Genomic DNA, 19,131 nt, shown 5'->3' on the forward strand with positions numbered 1-19,131 from the left:
CACCGTCACGCGGCAAGGGCTCAATGCACCCATCGCCGATACCGGGGCCGCCATGGTTCAAGCTCTCCAGTTTGCTCGGGGGCGTCTGTCGAGGGCCGCGCAACGCCTGCGCGGCAAGCCTGACACCACGCTCTCGCTGTCCGCCGCACTGGCGGCCTTCATGCCGCCGCCGACGGAACTGTCACCGGCCGCTCCCGCCGCCCCAGCCTTCCACGCCGAATCGGGCAACCGCCCCGCCTCCGCTTCGGAACCTCCCACGCATCGCTACCGCGCCATCTGGCTGTCCGATATCCATCTCGGCACGCCCGGTTGCCAGGCCACGTATCTGCTCGATTTCCTGAAGCACAACGAGTCCGACGTGCTCTATCTGGTAGGCGACATCATCGACGGCTGGCAGCTGCGCCGTGGCTGGTACTGGCCGCAGAGCCACAACGACGTGGTGCAGAAGCTGCTGCGCAAGGCGCGCAAGGGCACGGAAGTGATCTACGTGCCCGGCAACCACGACGAAGTGGCGCGCCAGTTCGACGGCATGGCTTTCGGCGACATCACCGTGCGCGAGGACGCCATCCACGTAACCGCCACCGGCCGCCGGCTCTGGGTGGTGCATGGCGATTTGTTCGACGGCGTGGTGCAGCACGCGCGCTGGCTGGCGTACTTGGGCGACTCGCTGTACACGATGATCCTGGCGCTGAATCGCCATTTCAACCGCATCCGCACCCGGCTCGGCTTCGAGTACTGGTCGATCTCGCAATTCCTGAAGCATCAGGTCAAGAACGCGGTCAGCTACATCAACTCGTTCGAGCACGCGATGGTGGACGAGGCGCGCCGGCGCGGCTGCGACGGCGTGGTCTGCGGCCACATCCACAAGGCGGAGATCCGCGAGGTGGACGGCCAGCTCTACTGCAACGACGGCGACTGGGTGGAAAGCCTCTCGGCGCTGGTCGAGACCATGGAAGGCGAGCTCAAGATCGTCTACTGGACCACGCTGCTCGATCCGCCCGAGCCAGTGGGACGCCGGCGCCGCCGCGCCACCGAGATGGCGCTTTGACACGCCCCGCCCCCACGACACCTCACCCGGCCACACTGCCGCAAGGAGATTCGATGCGAGTCATGATTGTCACGGATGCCTGGGAGCCCCAGGTCAACGGCGTGGTGCGCACGCTCAAGTCCACGCGCCGCGAACTGGAGGCGATGGGCCACACGGTGGACCTGCTGACGCCGCTGGAATTCCGCACCGTGCCATGCCCGACGTACCCGGAAATCCGCCTGTCGCTGCTGCCGACGGCCAAGGTACGCGCCCGCATCGACGCCTTCCGCCCGGAGGCCCTGCACATCGCCACCGAAGGCCCGCTCGGCCTGGCCGCGCGCCGCTACGCCATGCGCCACGGCCTGCCGTTCACCACGGCCTACCACACGCGCTTCCCGGAGTACGTGCAGGCCCGCTTCGGCGTTCCGCTGGCCTGGACCTACCGCTTCCTGCGCTGGTTCCATGGTCCAGCGCGTGCTGTGATGGCGCCCACGCCGGTGGTGCTGCACGACCTGCACCAGTACGGCATCACCCACGGCGTGCTGTGGACGCGCGGCGTGGACCTCGACGTCTTCACCGCCGAGCGCGCCAACGTGCTCAACACCGCCCACCCGATCTTCCTCTACGTGGGCCGCGTGGCCGTGGAGAAGAACGTCGAGGCCTTCCTCCAACTCGACTTGCCCGGCTCGAAATGGGTGGTGGGCGATGGCCCGGCGCTGGCCGGCCTGAAGGCGCGCTATCCGTCCGCCAGCTATCTCGGCGTGCTCGAGCAGCCCGATCTGGCCAAGGTGTATGCTTCTGCCGATGTCTTCGTGTTCCCGAGCCGCACCGATACCTTCGGGTTGGTGCTGCTGGAAGCGCTGGCGAGCGGCCTGCCCGTGGCGGCGTACCCGGTTACCGGGCCGATCGATGTGCTGGGCGACAGCCCGGCCGGCGTGATGCACGAGGATTTGCGCGAAGCCTGCCTCGAGGCGCTGCGCATCGACCGCGTCACCGCTCGCGCCCACGCCGAGAAGTTCTCGTGGCGCGCGGCGTCCGAGCAGTTCCTCGCTCACCTGCGGCCGTTGCCAGCGTCGGCAGCCCCCCAAGACACCACGGCTCCCACCGCTGCGCACGATCATGCCAAAACCGCATCCCCCGCTGCCGTCCGCTCCGGAGACTGAGTACTCGGTCGAGAACAACCCCCACAAAGGCAATCGCGGTATCCGCCGCGCCTGGCACGCGGCGATCAACTCGCTGTCCGGCCTGCGCTACGCGGTGCTCGAAGAGAGCGCGTTCCGGCAGGAACTGACGCTGGTGGTGATTTTCACGCCATGCGCGTTCCTGCTGCCGATCTCGGCGGTCGAACGGATATTGCTGCTGGGGACGCTGCTGCTGGTGCTGATCGTGGAATTGCTGAATTCCAGCGTGGAGGCCGCCGTGGACCGGATTTCGCTCGAGCGGCACAGCCTGTCGAAGCGCGCCAAGGACTTTGGCAGCGCGGCGGTCATGCTGGCGCTCGTGCTGTGCGGCGGCACCTGGATCGCCATCGGCGGGCCGCACGTGGTGCGGTGGATCGGCGGCTGGCTGGGTTAGTTAGCCGCTAATCAGGGCGAGTCGGGACTGGCGGGCGCCAGTCCCGGCGGGTCAGGTCTCTTCGCGCTTCTCGATCCACTTGTCCACGCGTACGCGCGGCGCGGCGGCCAGCTTGCCGAGCAGCGTGTTGGGCGTGTCGGACACGTGCAGCATGTCGGCGTGCACCTGCTTCAGGAACCCTTCGCCCACGGCGTGGTTCAGGAAAGCCAGCATGCCGTCGTAGAAGCCGGCCACGTTCAGCAGGCCCACGGGCTTGTCGTGGTAGCCGAGCTGGGCCCAGGTGAACGTTTCAAACAGCTCTTCGAACGTGCCGACGCCGCCCGGCATGGCGATGAACGCGTCCGAGCGGTCCGCCATCATCTGCTTGCGCTCGTGCATGTTACGCACCACGTGCAGTTCGGTCAGGCCGCGATGGCCGACTTCCTTCTGCATCAACGCATCGGGAATCACGCCGATGGCCGTGCCGCCGTGCGCCAGCACGCTGTCCGCCACGATCCCCATCAGCCCGACCTTGCCGCCGCCGTAGACCAGCGCCAGCCCCTGTTCAACCATGGTGGCGCCCAGCGCACGGGCCGCCTCGGCGTATTCCGGACGGAAGCCGGGGCTGGACCCGCAATAGACACAAACCGATTTCACTGTCTTTCCTTCTTCGCGGCAGCGGCGGCCTCGGCCTCCGCCTTGGTGACGGCATATTCGCGCGCCAGTTGATCGAATGCCTCGCGCGCCTTGCCGCGCAGGTACGGGGCCAGGATCGAGAAGATGTGATAGCTCGAGCCGTGCAGGTAGCCCCGGATCTGATCGGGATCGTTGTACTGGCGCGGATGCTGCACGAACTGGAACGACAGCCAGTACGTGGCAATCACAACAATATTGGTACAAATCGCGTCCACCTGCTCCGGCGTGGCTTCCATGTCGCCGTCTTCCTGGAACTGGCGGCAGATCTCCAGCGCGAAGCGCTTCTTCTGCTCCACGATGCGCTTGAAGTTGGTTTCCAGCATCCGGTTGCGCGCCAGCAGGTCGTTGATGTCGCGGTACAGGAAGCGGTAGTTCCACAGGAACTCGGACATGTACTGGAGGTAGCCCCAGCTTTCGCCCAGCGTGGCCTTGTGGTCCTCCGGCATCTTCAGGCGGCGCTCCATCTCCTGCTCGAAGCGCACGAAGATGGAGTTGATGATGTCGTCCTTGTTGCGGAAGTGGTAGTAGAGATTGCCGGGGCTGATCTCCATGGCTTCCGCGATCGTCGTGGTGGTGACGTTGGGCTCGCCAAGCTCATTGAACAGGCGCAGCGAGACGTCGAGGATGCGGTCTCGGGTTCGGCGCGGGCCGGCTTGCGGTTTGGCTTCCATGGGGTCGGGCGGACTCTCGAATCGGCAGGATTGGGATTATAAGCAATCGGGTCGGGCGGCCGACCCGCCAAGCGGCGAAAACGCCACTGGCGGGCCGGCACCCCTCAAAACGAGGAACCGGGCTGCTTCAGGAACGCCAGTTCGTCGTCCGTGCTGGCGCGGCCCAGTACGGCATTGCGATGCGGAAATCGGCCGAAGCGCGCGATGATTTCCTGATGCTTGATGGCCCATTCCACGCCATCGACCTCGCCGCCGGTGTCTTCGCGCAGCGCGGTGTATTCGCGCACGGCGATGTCCTGCGCCTCGGGCGACTCGGCGTGCTCGAACGGCAGGTAGCAGAACATGCGATGCCACGGCGTGGGCAGTTCGCGGTCCCAGCCCTGGGCGAGCATCCGGCGGGCCAGCGCCTGGGCCTGCGCGTCCGTGGCGAAGCTGCGCGGATCGCCCCGGAACATGTTGCGCGGGAACTGGTCGAGCAGGATCAGGCGGGCGCAGGTGCCTTCGGGCGTGGCGGACCAGTCGTCCGGCGCGCCCTCATGTGCGGCCTGCCAGGTCGGCAGGAAGGTGTCGCGGACGGTGGCGTCGAAGGCGTCGCGCTTGGTGAACCATTCGCGCCGCGACGTATTCCAGATGGCCGCGTCGGGCGTGCCGAACCAGAAGTCCAGTACATCCCGCGCGCCCAAAATGCGCCTATCGCTGCACATTACGCATCCAGTCGGCGGTCTGGAAGAACGCCTGCATCAGCCGCATCTGCAGGTCTTCGGGCAGGCCGATGTCCTGCATCGCCAGCGCCATGGCACGCATCCACTGGTCGCGCTCCGTCGTGCCGATCTCGAACGGCATGTGGCGCGCGCGCAGGCGCGGGTGGCCAAAGCGCTCGATAAAGTGGTTCGGGCCGCCCAGCCAGCCACACAGGAACCAGAACAGCTTGTCGCGGGAGCCATCGAGTGACGGCGGATGGATGGAGCGGAGCTGCTTGAACTCGGGCTCCAGGTCCATCAGGTCATAGAAGCGGTCCACCAGCTCGCGCACGCGGGCCTCGCCGCCGACCAGTTCGTAGGCGGTCACCTCCTGGGTCGTGGCGTCGGTGGGTTCGGAAGGTTCGGTAATCATGTCAATTCGAGAGAATTCGCGGCTCGGCGGTCACTGCACATCGCGCAGCGTGGCCAGCGCAGGCTGCCGCAGCACCTCGCGCAGGCCCAGGTAGCCGCCAGCAAAAGCGCACAGCATGCCAGAAACCACCCCCACCGGTACGATCCACAGGTTGAAGCGGTAGGGGAAATCGAACACGAACTGGGATAGCGCCCAGCCCACCACGATGGCGCCGAAGCTGGCCAGCAGCCCCGCCAGCCCGCCCACGACCAGGAATTCGGCGTATTGCGTCTGGCGCACCGTGGCGGCCGTCGCGCCGAGGGCCTTGAGCAGGCCGGCATCGCGCTTGCGCTCGTCGCGCGCACCGGAAAGCGCCGCATACAGCACCGTCACCCCAGCCAGCAGCGTGAAGACGAACAGGAACTCCACGGCGGCGATCACCTGATCGAGCACGGCCTGGATCTGCCGCAGGATCAAATCCGTGTTGACCACGGTGATGTTCGGGAAGCTGGCCGTGAGCCGGTTGCCGAGCGCCGCCTTGGCCGGCGGCAGGTGGAAGGCGGTGATGTAGGTCTCGGGCAGGCCCTGCATCTTGTCCGTGGGCAGGATCACGAAGAAGTTCACGCGCATCGAGCCCCAGTCGAGCTTGCGCAGCGAGGTGACCGGCGCCTCCACGCTCTGGCCGGCCACGTCGAAGCGCAGCGTATCGCCCAGCTTGATATGGAGCGTCTTGGCGATGCCCTCCTCCACCGATGCCCCGCCCGCGTCGCCGGTCCAGCGCCCGGCAATCACTTCGTTGCCCTCGGGCAGCTTGTCTGTATACGAGAGGTTGAATTCGCGTTCGACCAGATTGCGCGCCCGGCCGTCCGGGTAGGTGCTGGCCTGGATCGGGCGATCGTCGATATGCGTCAGCCGGCCGCGCACCATCGGGTAGAGCAGGTCGCGGATGCCATTGGTGGCCAGCATCGCGCGTAGCGGGTCGCGCTGGTCGGGCTGGATATTGATGATGAAGCGATTGGGCGCGTCGGCCGGCGTGGCGTTGCGCCAGGAATCGACCAGATCGTTGCGCGTCATGCCGAGCAGCAGCAGCGCCATCAGCCCCACGGCCAGTGCCACGGTCTGGAGCACGGTCACGCCGCGCCGGCGTTCGAGCACGGCCAGCGCGAAGCGCCACCCCACACTGCCGCGCGCCCGGCCGCGCATGCCGCGCGAGAGCGCCAGCAGCAGCCCAAGGGCCAGCACCGCGAAGGCCACCCCCGCGCCGACAAACCCGCCTGCCGTGGTCAGGCCGAGCTTCAGGTCGCGCGCGGCCACCATCAACAACGCCACGAAGGCGCCCAGCCCCAGCGCGTAGGCCACCCAGGCCGAGATCGGCGGCAGGCCGATGTCGCGCCGAAGCACGCGCAGCGGCGCCACGCGCGTCAGCGCCAGCAGCGGCGGCAGCGCGAAGCCCACCAGCAGCACCAGCCCCGCCGCCACGCCGGTCAGCGCCGGGATGACCGAGGGCTGCGGCAGAGACACGCGCAGCAATCCACCCAGCGACAGCAGCAGCCCGTAATGCGCGAGGTAGCCGAGCGCCACGCCAACGAGCGCGCCTCCGGCGCCAAGCAGGAGGAATTCGATGCCGAACGCGGCCAGCAGCTGCCCGCGCGACAGACCCAGGCATTTGTATACAGCACACGCATCGGTATGACGCTGCATGTATCGGCGCGCAGACATGGCGATGGCCACCGCCGCGATCATCGAAGACAGCACCGCCACCAGCGACAGGAAGCGCTCGGCACGATCCAGCGTGGCGCGCATCTGCGGCTGGCCGGAATCAAGCGATTCCACGCGCGTGTTGCGCAGGTGGCGCCGCTCGATCTCGTCGGTCGCCCAGCGCTGGTAGGCGGCGGCGCCGGCGTCCGGGCCGGCCACGAGCAGCCGGTAGGTCACGCGGCTGCCCCAGCCGATCAGCTTGGTGGCGTCGAGATCGGACAGCGGCAGCATCACGCGCGGCGCGAAGTTCATGAAGCCCGCGCCACGGTCCAGCTCCTGCGTGATCACGCGCTCGATGCGGAAGGTCTTGCTGCCGAGTTGGACGCTATCGCCCAGGCGCAAGCCGAGGCCGTCCAGCAGCGCCTGATCCGCCCAGACCGTGCCCGGCGCGGGGATGCCTTCGGCCTCCTGCTCCGGACCGCCATCGGGCGGCAGCACCTTGAGCCGTCCGCGCAGCGGATAGCCATCGGTCACCGCCTTCAGGGCGCCAAGCTGGCTCGGTGCCTCCCCGTTCGTGGGTGCACCGTTGATGCGGGCGGTGGCCATGCTGGGGAACGTTACCGTCTGCGCCACGCGCAGGCCGTCGCGCCGGGCCCGCTCGGCAAATGCGGGGTCGAAGGGCTGGTCGGATACCAGCAGCACATCGGCGCCGATCATCTGGCGCGCGTCGCGCTCCAAGCCCAGCCGCATGCGATCCGCGAGGAAGCCGACGCTGGTCAGCGCGGCCACGGCCAGCACCAGCGCGAACAGCAGCAGCGTCAGCTCGCCGGCCAGCCAGTCGCGCCGGGCCATGCGCAGCGCATGGTGCCAGGCGGAGAAACGGTGAGCGGCGGGCACGGCGGGGGAGTCGGTCGGCATCGGAAAATCGCTAAGGAGGCAGAGAGGGAGTCAGCGCGGGCCGCGCAGGCTGGCGTGCAGGCGTCGCACGCCGCGCCAGAGTTTCGGGATCAGCCAGATCGCCAGGATCAGGAACACGCCCAGCAGGATCAGGAACACCACGGGCAGGAAAAATGCCAGCAGCAGGCCGCTTATGGTGCCGACGTCCTCGGTGAACGAGGCCGCCCAGTTCGAGAACGGCTCCGGCGAGACATTGATCAGCGCCCGCGTGCCAGCCTTGGTGGCATGCGCCGCCCCGGCCAGCGTGCCGCCCACGAGCCCGGCGGCCACCATCCACTGGGGATCGAGTTCGCCGAACGCCGCGGCGGCCAGGATCGCGCCGGCGGGAATGCGGATGAAGGTCTGGATGCCGTCCCAGGCGGTATCGAAGCCGGGTACCTTGTCGGCGATGAACTCGGCCAGGGCCAGCACGCCGGCCACGCCGATGACCCACCACGACGACAGCACCTGGAGCCCCGTGGGCAGGTCCAGCCAGCCCAGGCGCGCCAGTACCCCGGCCGCCAGCACGGCCAGGTAGAGACGCAGGCCGCTGGCCCAGGACATGCCTGCAGCCAGCGCGGCGGTTTCCAGCATGGGGCGGGACTCCTCGTGGGTAATTGGGGAGGAGTGTAATACGGTCGGGGAATGGGGATCGGCGGACCGGGCGATGGCCCCGCTCAGGCGCCTTCCTTGCCGTCCGCGCCGAACCAGGGCAGCGCTTCCTGCGGGGTGAGGATGCCGGCCGGCTCGGCAGCCGTGTAGCCGGGCAGCGCCTCGATGCGGCGCGCGAAGGCCGGATCGGCCAGCAGCGCCAGCAGCGCGCCCATCCACGGCGCGGTCGCATCGTTCTTGCGCAGGGCCAGGTAGTACGCCTCGCGCGTGAGCGGCACGAAGCCCAGCCCGTGCTGCTCGGCGTTCATCCGCAGACCGAAACCCACCTGCGCGCGGCCGGCCTGCACGGCCTCGGCCACCTTGTCATTGCTGAATTCGGGGTCTTCGTAGCCGGTGATCTGGTCCGGATAGAGCCCCTGCGCGGCCAGCAGCTGGTCGAACAGCATGCGCGTGCCCGAACTGCGCTGGCGGTTGATAAAGCGTGCACCGGTGCGAACGAGGTCGCGCAGGTCGCGGATCTCGCGCGCCACCTCGGGCGCCACGATCAGCCCCTGCTCGCGCCACGCCAGCCGTACCAGCCGCACCGTGGCGGGCCGCAGCCATTTGCGCAGCGTCACATGGGCGACCGACCCGGCGGTCTGGATCGGCGAGACATAGAAGCCGGCCAATTCCGACTGGCGCTCCTGGAGGCAGATCAGCCCTTCCACGCTGCCGCAGAACACGGTGTCGAGCTGGAGAGCGGTAGGCGCCTCTTTTAGTGCCGTCGACAGCACTTCCATGGCCGGATCGTGGCTGCCGGAGAAATGCACCACAGTTTGCGGCTGCACGGCGTCGTCGAGTTCGAGCAGGAAATCGGCCATGGCCTTCTGCACGGCGGGATCGATGGTCTCCCGCAGCCGCGATTCGGCGCGCAGCAGCCGCTCCCCGAAGCGCGTCAGCGAGGCGCCGCGCCCGCGCTCCATGTCGAGCATGCTGCGGCCGAGCATCTCTTCCCAGTTGCGCATCACGCCCCAGGCATGGCGGTACGACAGGCCGATCTCCTGCGCGGCGCGGTGCAGCGAGCCGGTCTCGCGTACGGCCTTCAGCAACTGGAACACCTTGCCGTTGGCACGCGGATTGTCATCGGCGGCAATGACCGGGAACAGGTCAAACCTGAACGTCATATGAAATACCTTGCATATTTACAGGAACGATGTGGCCGGATAACAATCGTGTGCCCTGTGTTTCACGATGTTTGTCCACGCATTCTCCACGAAGCATCAGCGTCGTGGCAATTGTGTTTTCGAAAACATAATAAAGGAACGATCGATGTCCCGCACTGGCTTCCCCCTCCCCCGCGCGATCCACGTCGCCGCCGTGCTTGTGCTGGCGTCGGCACTTTCCGCTGCGCAGGCCGGCGAACTCAAGATGGCCACCACCACCAGTACCGAGAATTCCGGCCTGCTGAAATACCTGCTGCCGAAGTTCGAGCAGAAGTCCGGCGTCAACGTAAAGGTCATCGCGGTGGGCTCCGGCAAGGCGATGAAGATGGGCGAGATGGGCGACGTGGACGTGCTGCTGGTGCACGCCCGCAAGATGGAGGATGAATTCGTGGCCGCCGGCTACGGCGTGAACCGGCGCGACGTGATGTACAACGACTTCATCGTCGTCGGCCCGGCCGGCGACCCGGCACACGTCAAGGGCGGCAAGGACGTCATCGCCGGGTTCAAGAAGCTGGCCGCCAGCGGCAGCAAGTTCATCTCGCGCGGTGACAACTCGGGCACCGATGTGATGGAAAAGGACTACTGGAAGCGTGCCGGCATCGAGCCGAAGGGCCAGCCGTGGTACGTGAATGCCGGCCTGGGCATGGGCGAGGTGCTGACCATGGCGGCGCAGATGCCCGGCTACACCCTGAGCGACCGCGCCACCTATGGCGCCTATCGCGCCAAGACCGGGCTGGCGATTGCCATCGAGGGCGATCCGAAGATGTTCAACCCGTACGGCGTGATCGCCGTGAACCCGGCCAAGCACCCGGGCACGAACTACACGGACGCGATGAAGTTCGTGGAGTGGGTCACATCGAAGGAAGGCCAGCAGACCATCGCCAGCTACAAGGTGGACGGCGAACAGTTGTTCTTCCCGAGCTACGAAGGGAAGTAAACCCACCCATTGCTCAGACTGCCGTGGCCTCCAGCCGCGGCAGCTGCGGCAGGTCGGCGGCCACCTCGGCGATCATCCGCCGCATCCACATCACATCGGGCGCTGCGTGGCAGCGCTCGTGCCATAGCTGGTAGAACCGCATGCGCGGGAACGGCACCGGCGACGCCACCATCCGGATCGGCAGGTACTGCGCGTAATGCGCGGCGAACTGGCGGCCCGTGGTGAACACCATATCCGTCTTCATCAGCACGTAGGGCACCAGGCCGAAGTACGGCAGCGTGACCTGGATGTTGCGCTTGTAGCCCTGCTCGGCCAGCGCCTGGTCGATCATGCTGCGCTGCATCGACGCGTACGGCGCCGGGGCCAGGTGCGGCATCTCCAGGTAGTGGCGCAGCGTCAGCCCGTTGCGGGCCAGCGGGTGCTGGGCGCCGAGCATGCAGACCACTTCGTCGTCGAACAGCGGCGAGATATGGAGGTGCTCGGGCGGCGACAGCCAGTTGCCGACCACGATGTCCAGATGGCCCTGCTCCAGCGCATCGAGGAAATCGCTCGCCTGCGTCATCGGATGCACGAACAGCTTGGCCCCCGGCGCCAGCCGCCGCACCCGCTCGACGATATTCGGCAGGAAGAAGGCATCCAGATAATCGGGCGCGCCCAGGTGGAAGGTGCGCGTGGTGGTGGCGGGGTCGAACTGCTGCGGCGGCCGGGCGATGCGGTCCATCGCCGCCAGGCTCTGCTCGGCCAGCGCCAGCAGCTCGCGGCCGCGCTCGGTCGGCACCATGCCGCTCTTGCCGCGCACCAGAATGGCGTCGCCGGTGATCTCGCGCAGCCGCTTCAGCGTGTTGCTGATGGCTGGCTGCGACTGGCCCAGGCGCACGGCGGTGCGGGTCACGCTCTGCTCGGTGAGCAGGGTGTGCAGCACCCGCAGCAAATAGGTATCGAGATGGTCGCGTCCGTGCATGGCGAGAACCGGCGGCACCCGGGGGCGGGCGTGGCTGGCGTGGGGGATGGGAACGGCGCATAGTGTATGTCAGGCACCCCACGGGCGGTCAAATGCCGGCGCACTACGGGAAGACCCGGAGTCCGCCGGCAAGCCGCGCCCGCGCTGGGTTCCAGGCGGGGAAGACGGCGCCGGACCGCGCCAGCGGTCGCGCATTGATGGGGCATATCACCTGGGCCGAATATTGCATGAAAGTGGCCGGTGCTATGTTTCCGCCATCCCCGAAAGAGAGAAGACCATGGAGACGCAAACCATCCGCTTTTTCCACCGCGGCCAGGTCCAGGAAGTGTCCGACGCCCCGGTGACCCGCACGGTCCTGCAGTACCTGCGCGAGGACGTGCGCTGCACCGGCACCAAGGAAGGCTGCGCCGAAGGTGACTGCGGTGCCTGCACCGTCGTGATCGGCGAGTTGCAGGATGGCGGCGACGTGGCCTTCAAGGCCGTGAACGCCTGCATCCAGTTCCTGCCCACGCTCGACGGCAAGGCCCTGATCACCGTGGAAGACCTGCGCCAGGCGGACGGCACGCTCCACCCGGTGCAGGAGGCCATGGTGGAGTGCCACGGCTCCCAGTGCGGGTTCTGCACGCCCGGCTTCGTGATGTCACTGTGGGCGCTGTACCAGCAGCACACGCCCGGCGGCGAGCCCCCGGCGCGCCAGGAGATCTGCGACGCCCTGACCGGCAACCTGTGCCGCTGCACCGGCTACCGGCCGATCATCGACGCCGGCCAGCGCATGATGGCGCTGCCCGCGCCCGCCGCCAGCAAGCTCAATCCGAAGCAGATCGCCGACACGCTGCGCAACCTCAAGCGCGGCGAGACCTTCCACTACAGCGTGCGCGGCCAGCATTTCTACGCCCCGCGCACCGCCGCCGAATTCGGGGCGATCAAGGCCGCCGAGCCCGGCATCCGCATCCTGGCCGGCAGCACCGACGTGGGTCTCTGGGTAACCAAGCAGTTCCGTGAACTCGGCAACCTGCTCTACGTGGGGCAGGTGGAAGACCTGAACACCGTGGCCGAGCGCGACGGCTTCCTCGAGATCGGCGCCGCCGTGACGCTGGAGCGCGCCTACGCGGCGCTGACCGCCGCCCACCCGGAACTCGACGAGATGTGGAAGCGCTTTGCCTCGCTGCCGATCCGCAATGCCGGCACGCTGGGCGGGAATATCGCCAACGGCTCGCCGATCGGCGACTCGATGCCGGCGCTGATCGCGCTCGGCACGGAGGTGGTGCTCCAGCGCGGCGAGACGCGCCGCACCATGCCGCTCGAGGACCTCTACCTCGCCTACCAGAAGACGGCGATGGCCGAGGGCGAGTTCGTTGCCGGGCTGCGCGTGCCGACGAAGGGCTCCCGGGGCCCGCAGCATTTCCGGACGTACAAGCTGTCGAAGCGGTTCGACGAGGACATCTCGGCCGTCTGCGCCGCGTTTGCCATCACCGTGGAGGGCGGCATCGTCACGGCGGCGTGCGTCGCCTTCGGCGGCATGGCCGCCACGCCCAAGCGCGGCGCCCTCACCGAAGCCGCCCTGGTCGGCCAGCCGTGGAACGAAGCCACCGCCCGCGCCGGCATGGCCGCACTCGGCCAGGACTACCAGCCGCTGACCGATATGCGCGCCACCGCCGCCTACCGCGCGCGCGGCGCCGCCAACCTGCTCTATCGCTTCTGGCTGGAAACGCGCGCCGACGCGCTGCCCGCCGCCGTGGTCAACGTCCGCGCCCTCGGCGCCGGCGAACCCGTGAGCGCCTGAGGAGAGCCCGCACCATGAACAAGCAGACCGAACCCTTCCTGCTCGACGCCAGCGTGGCCGCCGAAGCCTCGCCGCAAGTCGGCATCTCGCGCCCGCACGAATCCGCCCACCTGCACGTGGCCGGCACCGCCACCTATACCGACGACATCCCCGAGCTGGCCGGCACGCTGCACGCCGCGCTGGGCATGAGCGCCCGCGCCCATGCCAGGCTGCGCGCCATGTCGCTCGACAAGGTGCGCGCCGCGCCCGGCGTGGTGGCCGTGCTGACCGTGGATGACATCCCCGGCGTGAACGACTGCGGCCCGATCATCCACGACGACCCGATCCTGGCGCGCGACGTGGTGCAGTTCATCGGCCAGCCGATCTTCGTGGTGGTGGCGTCGTCGCACGACGCCGCGCGCCGCGCCGCCCGCCTGGCCGAGATCGACTACGAAGACCTGCCGCCGTTGCTCTCGCCCGAGGCCGCCCACGCCGCCGGCAGCTATGTGCTGCCGCCGATGCACCTGACCCGTGGCGCGCCGCGCGCGCACATCGACGGGGCCACCCACCGCGATGCCGGCAAGATCCAGCTCGGCGGGCAGGAGCAGTTCTACCTCGAAGGCCAGATCGCCTACGCCGCGCCGCGCGAGAACGACGGCATGCACGTCTGGTGCTCGACGCAACACCCCACCGAAATGCAGCACGCCGTGGCGCACATGCTCAACTGGCACGCGCACCAGGTGCTGGTGGAGTGCCGGCGCATGGGCGGCGGTTTCGGCGGCAAGGAATCGCAGTCGGCCATGTTCGCCTGCTGCGCCGCGCTGGCGGCCTGGAAGCTGCTGTGCCCGGTGAAGCTGCGTCCGGACCGCGACGACGACATGATGATCACCGGCAAGCGCCATGACTTCGTGTTCGACTTCGAGGTCGGCCACGACGACGCGGGCCGCATCGAGGGCGTGCAGGTGGAGATGGTGTCGCGCGCCGGCTTCTCGGCGGACCTGTCCGGCCCCGTGATGACCCGCGCGATCTGCCACTTCGACAATGCCTACTGGCTGCCGAACGTGCAGATCGACGGCTACTGCGGCAAGACCAACACGCAGAGCAACACCGCCTTCCGTGGCTTCGGCGGCCCGCAGGGCGCGTTCGCGGTGGAATACATCCTCGACAACATCGCCCGCAACGTCGGCAAGGACTCGCTGGACGTGCGCCGCGCCAACTTCTACGGCAAGGGCGAGCGCAACGTCACGCCGTACGGCCAGACCGTGGAAGACAACGTGATCCACGAGCTGATCGACGAGCTGGTGGCATCAAGCGAGTACCAGGCCCGGCGCGCCGCCACACGCACGTTCAACGCGACGAGCCCGGTGCTCAAGAAGGGCATCGCCATCACGCCGGTGAAGTTCGGCATCTCGTTCAACGTGGCGCACTTCAACCAGGCCGGCGCGCTGGTGCACGTGTACAACGATGGCTCGGTACTGGTGAACCACGGCGGCACAGAAATGGGCCAGGGCCTGAACACCAAGGTGGCGATGGTGGTGGCGCACGAGCTGGGCATCCGCCTGGAACGCGTGCGCGTGACCGCCACCGATACCAGCAAGGTGGCCAACACCTCGGCGACGGCCGCCTCCACCGGGGCCGACCTGAACGGCAAGGCCGCGCAGGACGCCGCGCGCCAGATCCGCGAGCGGCTGGCCGCCTTCGCGGCGCGCAAAGCCGGCGTGGACGCCGACACGGTGCGCTTCGGCGATGACCTCGTGGTGGCCGGCGAACTGCGACTGTCCTTCGGCGACCTGGCCCGCGAAGCCTACGTGGCCCGCGTGCAGCTCTGGTCGGACGGCTTCTACACCACGCCCAAGCTGCACTGGGACCAGAAGGCCCTGCAGGGCCGGCCGTTCTATTACTACGCCTACGGCGCGGCGTGCTCGGAAGTGCTCGTCGATACGCTGACTGGCGAATGGAAGCTGCTGCGCGCCGATGCGCTGCACGACGCCGGCAAGTCCCTGAACCCGGCCATCGACATCGGCCAGGTGGAGGGCGCATTCATCCAGGGCATGGGCTGGCTGACCACCGAAGAGCTGTGGTGGAACCCGAACGGCAAGCTGATGACGCACGCGCCGTCCACCTACAAGATCCCGACCATCAACGACTGCCCGGAGGACTTCAACGTGCGGCTGTTCCAGAACAGCAACGTGGAGGACAGCATCCACCGCTCGAAGGCCGTCGGCGAGCCGCCGCTGCTGCTGCCGTTCTCGGTGTTCTTCGCGATCCGCGACGCCATCGCGGCGGTAGGCGACTATCGCATCAACCCGCCGCTGCGCGCCCCGGCCACGAGCGAGGCCATCCTCGATGCCGTGGAAGCGGTGCAGGCGGCGCGCGCCTGAGGCGGCCATCATCATGCAGGACGCCCCGCTCAAACCCTTCCGCTTCGCCGACGCCGCCCGCTGGGTGCGCGCCGGCGTGCCTGTGACGATGGTCACCATCGTCGAGGTCAAGGGCTCCGCGCCGCGCGAGCCCGGCATCCGCATGCTGGTCACGGCCGGCGATCTGGTCGGCACGATCGGCGGCGGGCACCTTGAATGGCGCGGGATGGACATCGCCCGGTCGATGATGGCCGCCGAGGGTGCCCATGGCGCCGGCACCGCCGCCCGCCGCATCGAGCGGATTCCGCTCGGCCCGTCGCTGGGCCAGTGCTGCGGCGGCGTGGTGCAGTTGGCGTTCGAGGTGCTCGGCGCCGAGGACTTGGGCTGGCTCGAGGCCGTGGAGGCCGCCTTCGCCAGTGGCAAGGCGCTGGAGCGGACCGTGCAGGCCGCCGGCCCCGTCACCGTGGCGCCGAGCCGCGCGCTGCTGCCGTCCGTGACCCTGCGCCCCGACGGGGGATGGACCGACACGCTGGTGCCCGACGACATGCACGTGGTGCTGTTCGGCGCCGGCCACGTCGGCCATGCGCTGGTCAAGGTGCTCGCCACGCTGCCCTGCCGCGTGCATTGGGTGGACGAGCGCGACACGCTGTTCCCGGGCGGGCTGCCCGAGAACGTCGAGGCCGAGGCTTCCGATACCCCCGAGGCCGTGGTCGACCAGGCCCCGCCCGGCGCGTATTTCCTGGTCATGACCCACAGCCACGCGCTGGACCAGGCGCTCTGCGAGCGCATCTTCCGCCGCACGGACTACGCCTACTTCGGCCTGATCGGCTCGAAAACCAAGCGCGCGAAGTTCGAACACCGGATGGCGGAGCACGGGATCGACCCGGCCCGCTTCCCGGAAATGACGTGTCCCATGGGAGTCTCCGGCATTACGGACAAGGCACCGGCTATGATTGCGGTAGCCATCGTCGCCCAGCTGCTTCAGGTGCGCGACCAGCGCGCTGCGGCGCTGGCCGCCAGCCAGGCGGAAGCGATGCATCCGTAACTTCGGCCGCCGCGATCCGGCAGCCGCCCAAGACATAAAAGAGGCCCCATGACCATCGATGCCGCGCTCGCGGACAGCATCCGCCGTACTCCCAAGGCCGAACTGCACGTGCATATCGAAGGCACGCTCGAACCCGAGCTGATCTTCCGGCTGGCCCAGCGCAACCAGGTCAAGCTGGCCTACCCCGACGTGGAGGCGCTGCGCGCAGCCTACGCGTTCACCGATCTCCAGTCCTTCCTCGACATCTACTACGCCGGCGCCAGCGTGCTGCTGACCGAGGAAGACTTCTTCGACATGACGATGGACTACGTCAAGCGCGCCGCCGCCGACAACGTCCGCCATGCCGAGATATTCTTCGATCCGCAGACCCATACCGAGCGCGGCGTGCCGATGGGCGTGATCATCGACGGCATTGCCGACGCGCTGGCGCAGGCCCGCACCGAGTACGACTTCTCCAGCAGCCTGATCCTCTGTTTCCTGCGCCACCTGTCCGAAGACGCCGCGCTGGAGACGCTCGAGGCGGCCCTGCCCTACCGCGACCGCTTTGTCGGCGTGGGGCTGGATTCGTCCGAAAAGGGCCATCCGCCCGAGAAATTCGCGCGCGTGTTCGCCCGCGCCAAGGCGCTCGGCCTGCATCGCGTGGCCCATGCCGGCGAGGAGGGCCCGCCGCAGTACGTGATCAATGCGCTCGACATCCTCGGTGTGGAACGGATCGACCATGGCGTGCGGGCGGTCGAGGATGAGGCGCTGGTGCAGCGGCTGGCGCGCGAGCGCATCGCGCTGACGGTATGCCCGCTGTCGAACCAGAAGCTGATGGTCTACCCCGACCTGCGCGACCATCCGATGAAGCGCCTGCTCGATGCCGGCGTGGCCGTGACGCTGCATTCGGACGATCCGGCCTATTTCGGCGGCTACATGAACGCCAACTGGGAAGCCTCGTTCGCCGCGCTGCCGCTGGACGCCGCCGACGCCTACAAGCTGGCCCGCAACAGCTTCGAAGCGGCCTTCCTGCCCGCCAAGCAGAAGGCTGACTACCTGGCCGAGGTGGACCATTTCTGGTCCGCCACGCCCGAGAACCCGCCCGCGACGGCTCCCACGACCTGACCGGGCGCATAAACAAGACGCCGGACCCCCAGCTCCGGCCGCCCCTGAGACGAGAAGATGACCACCACTTCCCCCAATCCCGCCAAGACCCGCGCCATTCGCGGCCGCATCCTCCACTTCCTGCGCGATCCGCAGTTCCATGAGGAGGCGTATCAATATTGGGAAGATGGCCTGATGCTCGTCACGGACGGCCGCATCGCCGCCGTGGGGCTGTACGAGGACCTGGCGCGCGACATCCCGGCCGGTGCCGAGGTGGTCGACCATCGCGGCAAGCTGCTCGTGCCGGGGTTCATCGACACGCACGTGCACTATCCGCAGACCGACATCATCGCGTCGCCGTCGCCGGGCCTGCTGCACTGGCTCGACACCTACACCTTCCCCGAGGAACGCCGCTTCAGCGAGCCCGCCTACGCGCGGGCCGTGGCCGAGTTCTTCGCCGACGAACTGCTGCGCAACGGCACCACCACGGCGATGGTCTGGAGCACGGTGCACGCCACCTCCGCCGACGCCCTGTTCGCCGCGAGCCAGGACCGCAACCTGCGCATGATCACGGGCAAGGTGATGATGGACCGCAACTGCCCCGAATTCCTGCGCGACACGGCCGAGAGCGGCGCGCGGGACTCCGCCGACCTGATCTCGAAGTGGCACAACAAGGGCCGGCTCGCCTACGCGATCACGCCGCGCTTCGCGCCGACCTCCACCGAGGCGCAACTGGCCGCCTGCGGCGAACTGGCGCGCGCGCATCCGGACGCCTTCATCCAGACCCACGTGGCCGAGAACCGCGACGAGGTGAAATGGGTGGCCGAGCTGTTCCCCGACGCCCGCAGCTACCTGGACGTGTACGACCGCTACAGCCTGTTGCGCCCCGGCGCGTTCTACGGCCACGCGATCTACCTCGACCAGGACGACCGCCGCCGGCTGGCCGACAGCGGCGCCGCCGTGGCGCACTGCCCCACCTCGAACCTGTTCCTGGGCAGCGGCTTCTATGACTTCCACCAGTCCGATGCCCACCGCCTGAACGTGACACTGGCCACCGACGTGGGTGGCGGCACCTCGTTCTCGATGTTCCGCACCATGAACGCGGCACACAAGGTGGCGCGCATGGGCGGCTACCACCTGACCGCCCTGCGCATGTTCTACCTGGCCACGCGCGGCGCGGCCGAGGCGCTGGGCTGGGCGGACCGCATCGGCAGCTTCTCCGTGGGCTGCGAGGCCGATTTCCTGGTGCTGGACCCCGAGGCCACGCCGCTGATCGCCCGCCGCAGCAGCCGCTCCGAGACGCTCGAAGAGCAGTTGTTCGCCTTCGCCATGCTCGGCGACGACCGCGTAGTGGACAACGTCTACATCATGGGCGAAGCCACGCGGGAACTGGCGGGTTGATCGCTTTTGGGCGACGGACAGCAGGCAAATACGTGTTGTCGCCCGTCCGCCTTGACCAGCATCAACACAACCGTCATCAAAGCCTTCTAGGCTG

Annotated in this window: 17 protein-coding genes; 9 read left to right on the forward strand and 8 right to left on the reverse strand. The window is 68.1% G+C overall.

Going from position 1 to position 19,131, the window contains the following annotated elements; translation table 11 throughout:
• Positions 1–52: 52 nt before the first annotated feature.
• From AC1EJR_RS09265 to AC1EJR_RS09275, 3 genes are read left to right on the forward strand one after another with little or no spacing between them, the layout of a single operon-like run.
• The gene (locus AC1EJR_RS09265) at positions 53–1,048 is read left to right on the forward strand and encodes a UDP-2,3-diacylglucosamine diphosphatase (RefSeq protein ID WP_092292351.1); all 996 of its coding nucleotides are present in this window, start codon (positions 53–55) and stop codon (positions 1,046–1,048) included.
• Positions 1,049–1,101: 53 nt separating this feature from the next.
• Positions 1,102–2,190 (forward strand): glycosyltransferase family 4 protein, encoded by a 1,089-nt coding sequence (locus AC1EJR_RS09270; protein WP_092292349.1) that lies wholly within the window; start codon positions 1,102–1,104, stop codon positions 2,188–2,190.
• The gene (locus AC1EJR_RS09275) at positions 2,147–2,602 is read left to right on the forward strand and encodes a diacylglycerol kinase (RefSeq protein ID WP_092292347.1); all 456 of its coding nucleotides are present in this window, start codon (positions 2,147–2,149) and stop codon (positions 2,600–2,602) included. The genes AC1EJR_RS09270 and AC1EJR_RS09275 overlap by 44 nt, the downstream gene beginning before the upstream one ends.
• Before the next feature lie 51 nt (positions 2,603–2,653).
• Here the strand turns inward: AC1EJR_RS09275 and AC1EJR_RS09280 are convergent, their stop codons facing one another.
• The 7 genes from AC1EJR_RS09280 to AC1EJR_RS09310 form a co-directional block, all read right to left on the reverse strand.
• Positions 2,654–3,238: an LOG family protein gene (locus tag AC1EJR_RS09280; RefSeq protein WP_441591958.1), complete on the reverse strand. Its 585-nt coding sequence runs from the start codon at positions 3,236–3,238 to the stop codon at positions 2,654–2,656.
• Positions 3,235–3,948 carry a TetR/AcrR family transcriptional regulator gene (locus tag AC1EJR_RS09285; RefSeq protein WP_092292343.1) on the reverse strand — a complete coding sequence of 238 codons (714 nt, stop codon included), beginning with the start codon at positions 3,946–3,948 and terminating at the stop codon, positions 3,235–3,237. The genes AC1EJR_RS09280 and AC1EJR_RS09285 overlap by 4 nt, the downstream gene beginning before the upstream one ends.
• 104 nt (positions 3,949–4,052) lie before the next feature.
• Entirely contained in the window at positions 4,053–4,652 is a 600-nt protein-coding gene (locus tag AC1EJR_RS09290) for a DUF924 family protein (RefSeq protein WP_477112998.1), read from the reverse strand.
• On the reverse strand, positions 4,639–5,061 hold the full coding sequence (locus tag AC1EJR_RS09295; protein ID WP_092292339.1) for a group II truncated hemoglobin: 423 nt from the start codon (positions 5,059–5,061) through the stop codon (positions 4,639–4,641). The genes AC1EJR_RS09290 and AC1EJR_RS09295 overlap by 14 nt, the downstream gene beginning before the upstream one ends.
• Positions 5,062–5,091: 30 nt before the next feature.
• Positions 5,092–7,656 carry an ABC transporter permease gene (locus tag AC1EJR_RS09300; RefSeq protein WP_092292337.1) on the reverse strand — a complete coding sequence of 855 codons (2,565 nt, stop codon included), beginning with the start codon at positions 7,654–7,656 and terminating at the stop codon, positions 5,092–5,094.
• A 30-nt stretch (positions 7,657–7,686) separates the two neighbouring features.
• Positions 7,687–8,268 carry a DUF4126 domain-containing protein gene (locus tag AC1EJR_RS09305; RefSeq protein ID WP_092292335.1) on the reverse strand — a complete coding sequence of 194 codons (582 nt, stop codon included), beginning with the start codon at positions 8,266–8,268 and terminating at the stop codon, positions 7,687–7,689.
• An 83-nt stretch (positions 8,269–8,351) separates the two neighbouring features.
• Entirely contained in the window at positions 8,352–9,449 is a 1,098-nt protein-coding gene (locus AC1EJR_RS09310) for a substrate-binding domain-containing protein (protein WP_477112999.1), read from the reverse strand.
• Positions 9,450–9,594: 145 nt separating this feature from the next.
• Here AC1EJR_RS09310 and AC1EJR_RS09315 point away from each other — a divergent pair, with 145 nt between their 5' ends.
• Positions 9,595–10,425 carry an ABC transporter substrate-binding protein gene (locus tag AC1EJR_RS09315; RefSeq protein WP_477113000.1) on the forward strand — a complete coding sequence of 277 codons (831 nt, stop codon included), beginning with the start codon at positions 9,595–9,597 and terminating at the stop codon, positions 10,423–10,425.
• Between the two features lie 13 nt (positions 10,426–10,438).
• Here the strand turns inward: AC1EJR_RS09315 and AC1EJR_RS09320 are convergent, their stop codons facing one another.
• Positions 10,439–11,386 (reverse strand): LysR substrate-binding domain-containing protein, encoded by a 948-nt coding sequence (locus tag AC1EJR_RS09320; RefSeq protein ID WP_092292331.1) that lies wholly within the window; start codon positions 11,384–11,386, stop codon positions 10,439–10,441.
• Positions 11,387–11,663: 277 nt separating this feature from the next.
• On the opposite strand from AC1EJR_RS09320, the gene xdhA reads away from it, so the two are divergent.
• Genes xdhA through guaD form a run of 5 tightly spaced genes read left to right on the forward strand, consistent with a single transcriptional unit; the run spans position 11,664 to position 19,037 of the window.
• Positions 11,664–13,169: a xanthine dehydrogenase small subunit gene (xdhA, locus tag AC1EJR_RS09325; protein WP_092292329.1), complete on the forward strand. Its 1,506-nt coding sequence runs from the start codon at positions 11,664–11,666 to the stop codon at positions 13,167–13,169.
• Between the two features lie 14 nt (positions 13,170–13,183).
• Positions 13,184–15,529, forward strand: coding sequence for a xanthine dehydrogenase molybdopterin binding subunit (gene xdhB, locus AC1EJR_RS09330; protein ID WP_092292327.1), 2,346 nt, complete (start codon positions 13,184–13,186; stop codon positions 15,527–15,529).
• A gap of 13 nt (positions 15,530–15,542) precedes the next feature.
• Positions 15,543–16,553 carry a xanthine dehydrogenase accessory protein XdhC gene (gene xdhC, locus AC1EJR_RS09335; RefSeq protein ID WP_454756907.1) on the forward strand — a complete coding sequence of 337 codons (1,011 nt, stop codon included), beginning with the start codon at positions 15,543–15,545 and terminating at the stop codon, positions 16,551–16,553.
• A 48-nt stretch (positions 16,554–16,601) separates the two neighbouring features.
• Positions 16,602–17,657, forward strand: coding sequence for an adenosine deaminase (locus tag AC1EJR_RS09340; protein ID WP_092292325.1), 1,056 nt, complete (start codon positions 16,602–16,604; stop codon positions 17,655–17,657).
• Between the two features lie 57 nt (positions 17,658–17,714).
• Positions 17,715–19,037, forward strand: a complete 1,323-nt coding sequence (gene guaD, locus AC1EJR_RS09345; RefSeq protein WP_477110257.1) for a guanine deaminase — start codon at positions 17,715–17,717, stop codon at positions 19,035–19,037.
• Positions 19,038–19,131 lie beyond the last annotated feature (94 nt).

The organism is Cupriavidus sp. 05T42, from assembly GCF_056396345.1.

Coding starts and splice junctions, on each gene's coding strand:
- AC1EJR_RS09290 (WP_477112998.1), bottom strand. CDS start 4,652: ATGTGCAGCGATAGGCGCATTTTGGGCGCGCGGGATGTACTGGACTTC.
- AC1EJR_RS09340 (WP_092292325.1), top strand. CDS start 16,602: ATGACCATCGATGCCGCGCTCGCGGACAGCATCCGCCGTACTCCCAAG.
- AC1EJR_RS09265 (WP_092292351.1), top strand. CDS start 53: ATGGTTCAAGCTCTCCAGTTTGCTCGGGGGCGTCTGTCGAGGGCCGCG.
- AC1EJR_RS09315 (WP_477113000.1), top strand. CDS start 9,595: ATGTCCCGCACTGGCTTCCCCCTCCCCCGCGCGATCCACGTCGCCGCC.
- xdhC (WP_454756907.1), top strand. CDS start 15,543: ATGCAGGACGCCCCGCTCAAACCCTTCCGCTTCGCCGACGCCGCCCGC.
- AC1EJR_RS09270 (WP_092292349.1), top strand. CDS start 1,102: ATGCGAGTCATGATTGTCACGGATGCCTGGGAGCCCCAGGTCAACGGC.
- AC1EJR_RS09285 (WP_092292343.1), bottom strand. CDS start 3,948: ATGGAAGCCAAACCGCAAGCCGGCCCGCGCCGAACCCGAGACCGCATC.
- AC1EJR_RS09305 (WP_092292335.1), bottom strand. CDS start 8,268: ATGCTGGAAACCGCCGCGCTGGCTGCAGGCATGTCCTGGGCCAGCGGC.
- xdhB (WP_092292327.1), top strand. CDS start 13,184: ATGAACAAGCAGACCGAACCCTTCCTGCTCGACGCCAGCGTGGCCGCC.
- AC1EJR_RS09295 (WP_092292339.1), bottom strand. CDS start 5,061: ATGATTACCGAACCTTCCGAACCCACCGACGCCACGACCCAGGAGGTG.
- AC1EJR_RS09300 (WP_092292337.1), bottom strand. CDS start 7,656: ATGCCGACCGACTCCCCCGCCGTGCCCGCCGCTCACCGTTTCTCCGCC.
- AC1EJR_RS09275 (WP_092292347.1), top strand. CDS start 2,147: ATGCCAAAACCGCATCCCCCGCTGCCGTCCGCTCCGGAGACTGAGTAC.
- AC1EJR_RS09310 (WP_477112999.1), bottom strand. CDS start 9,449: ATGACGTTCAGGTTTGACCTGTTCCCGGTCATTGCCGCCGATGACAAT.
- guaD (WP_477110257.1), top strand. CDS start 17,715: ATGACCACCACTTCCCCCAATCCCGCCAAGACCCGCGCCATTCGCGGC.
- xdhA (WP_092292329.1), top strand. CDS start 11,664: ATGGAGACGCAAACCATCCGCTTTTTCCACCGCGGCCAGGTCCAGGAA.
- AC1EJR_RS09320 (WP_092292331.1), bottom strand. CDS start 11,386: ATGCACGGACGCGACCATCTCGATACCTATTTGCTGCGGGTGCTGCAC.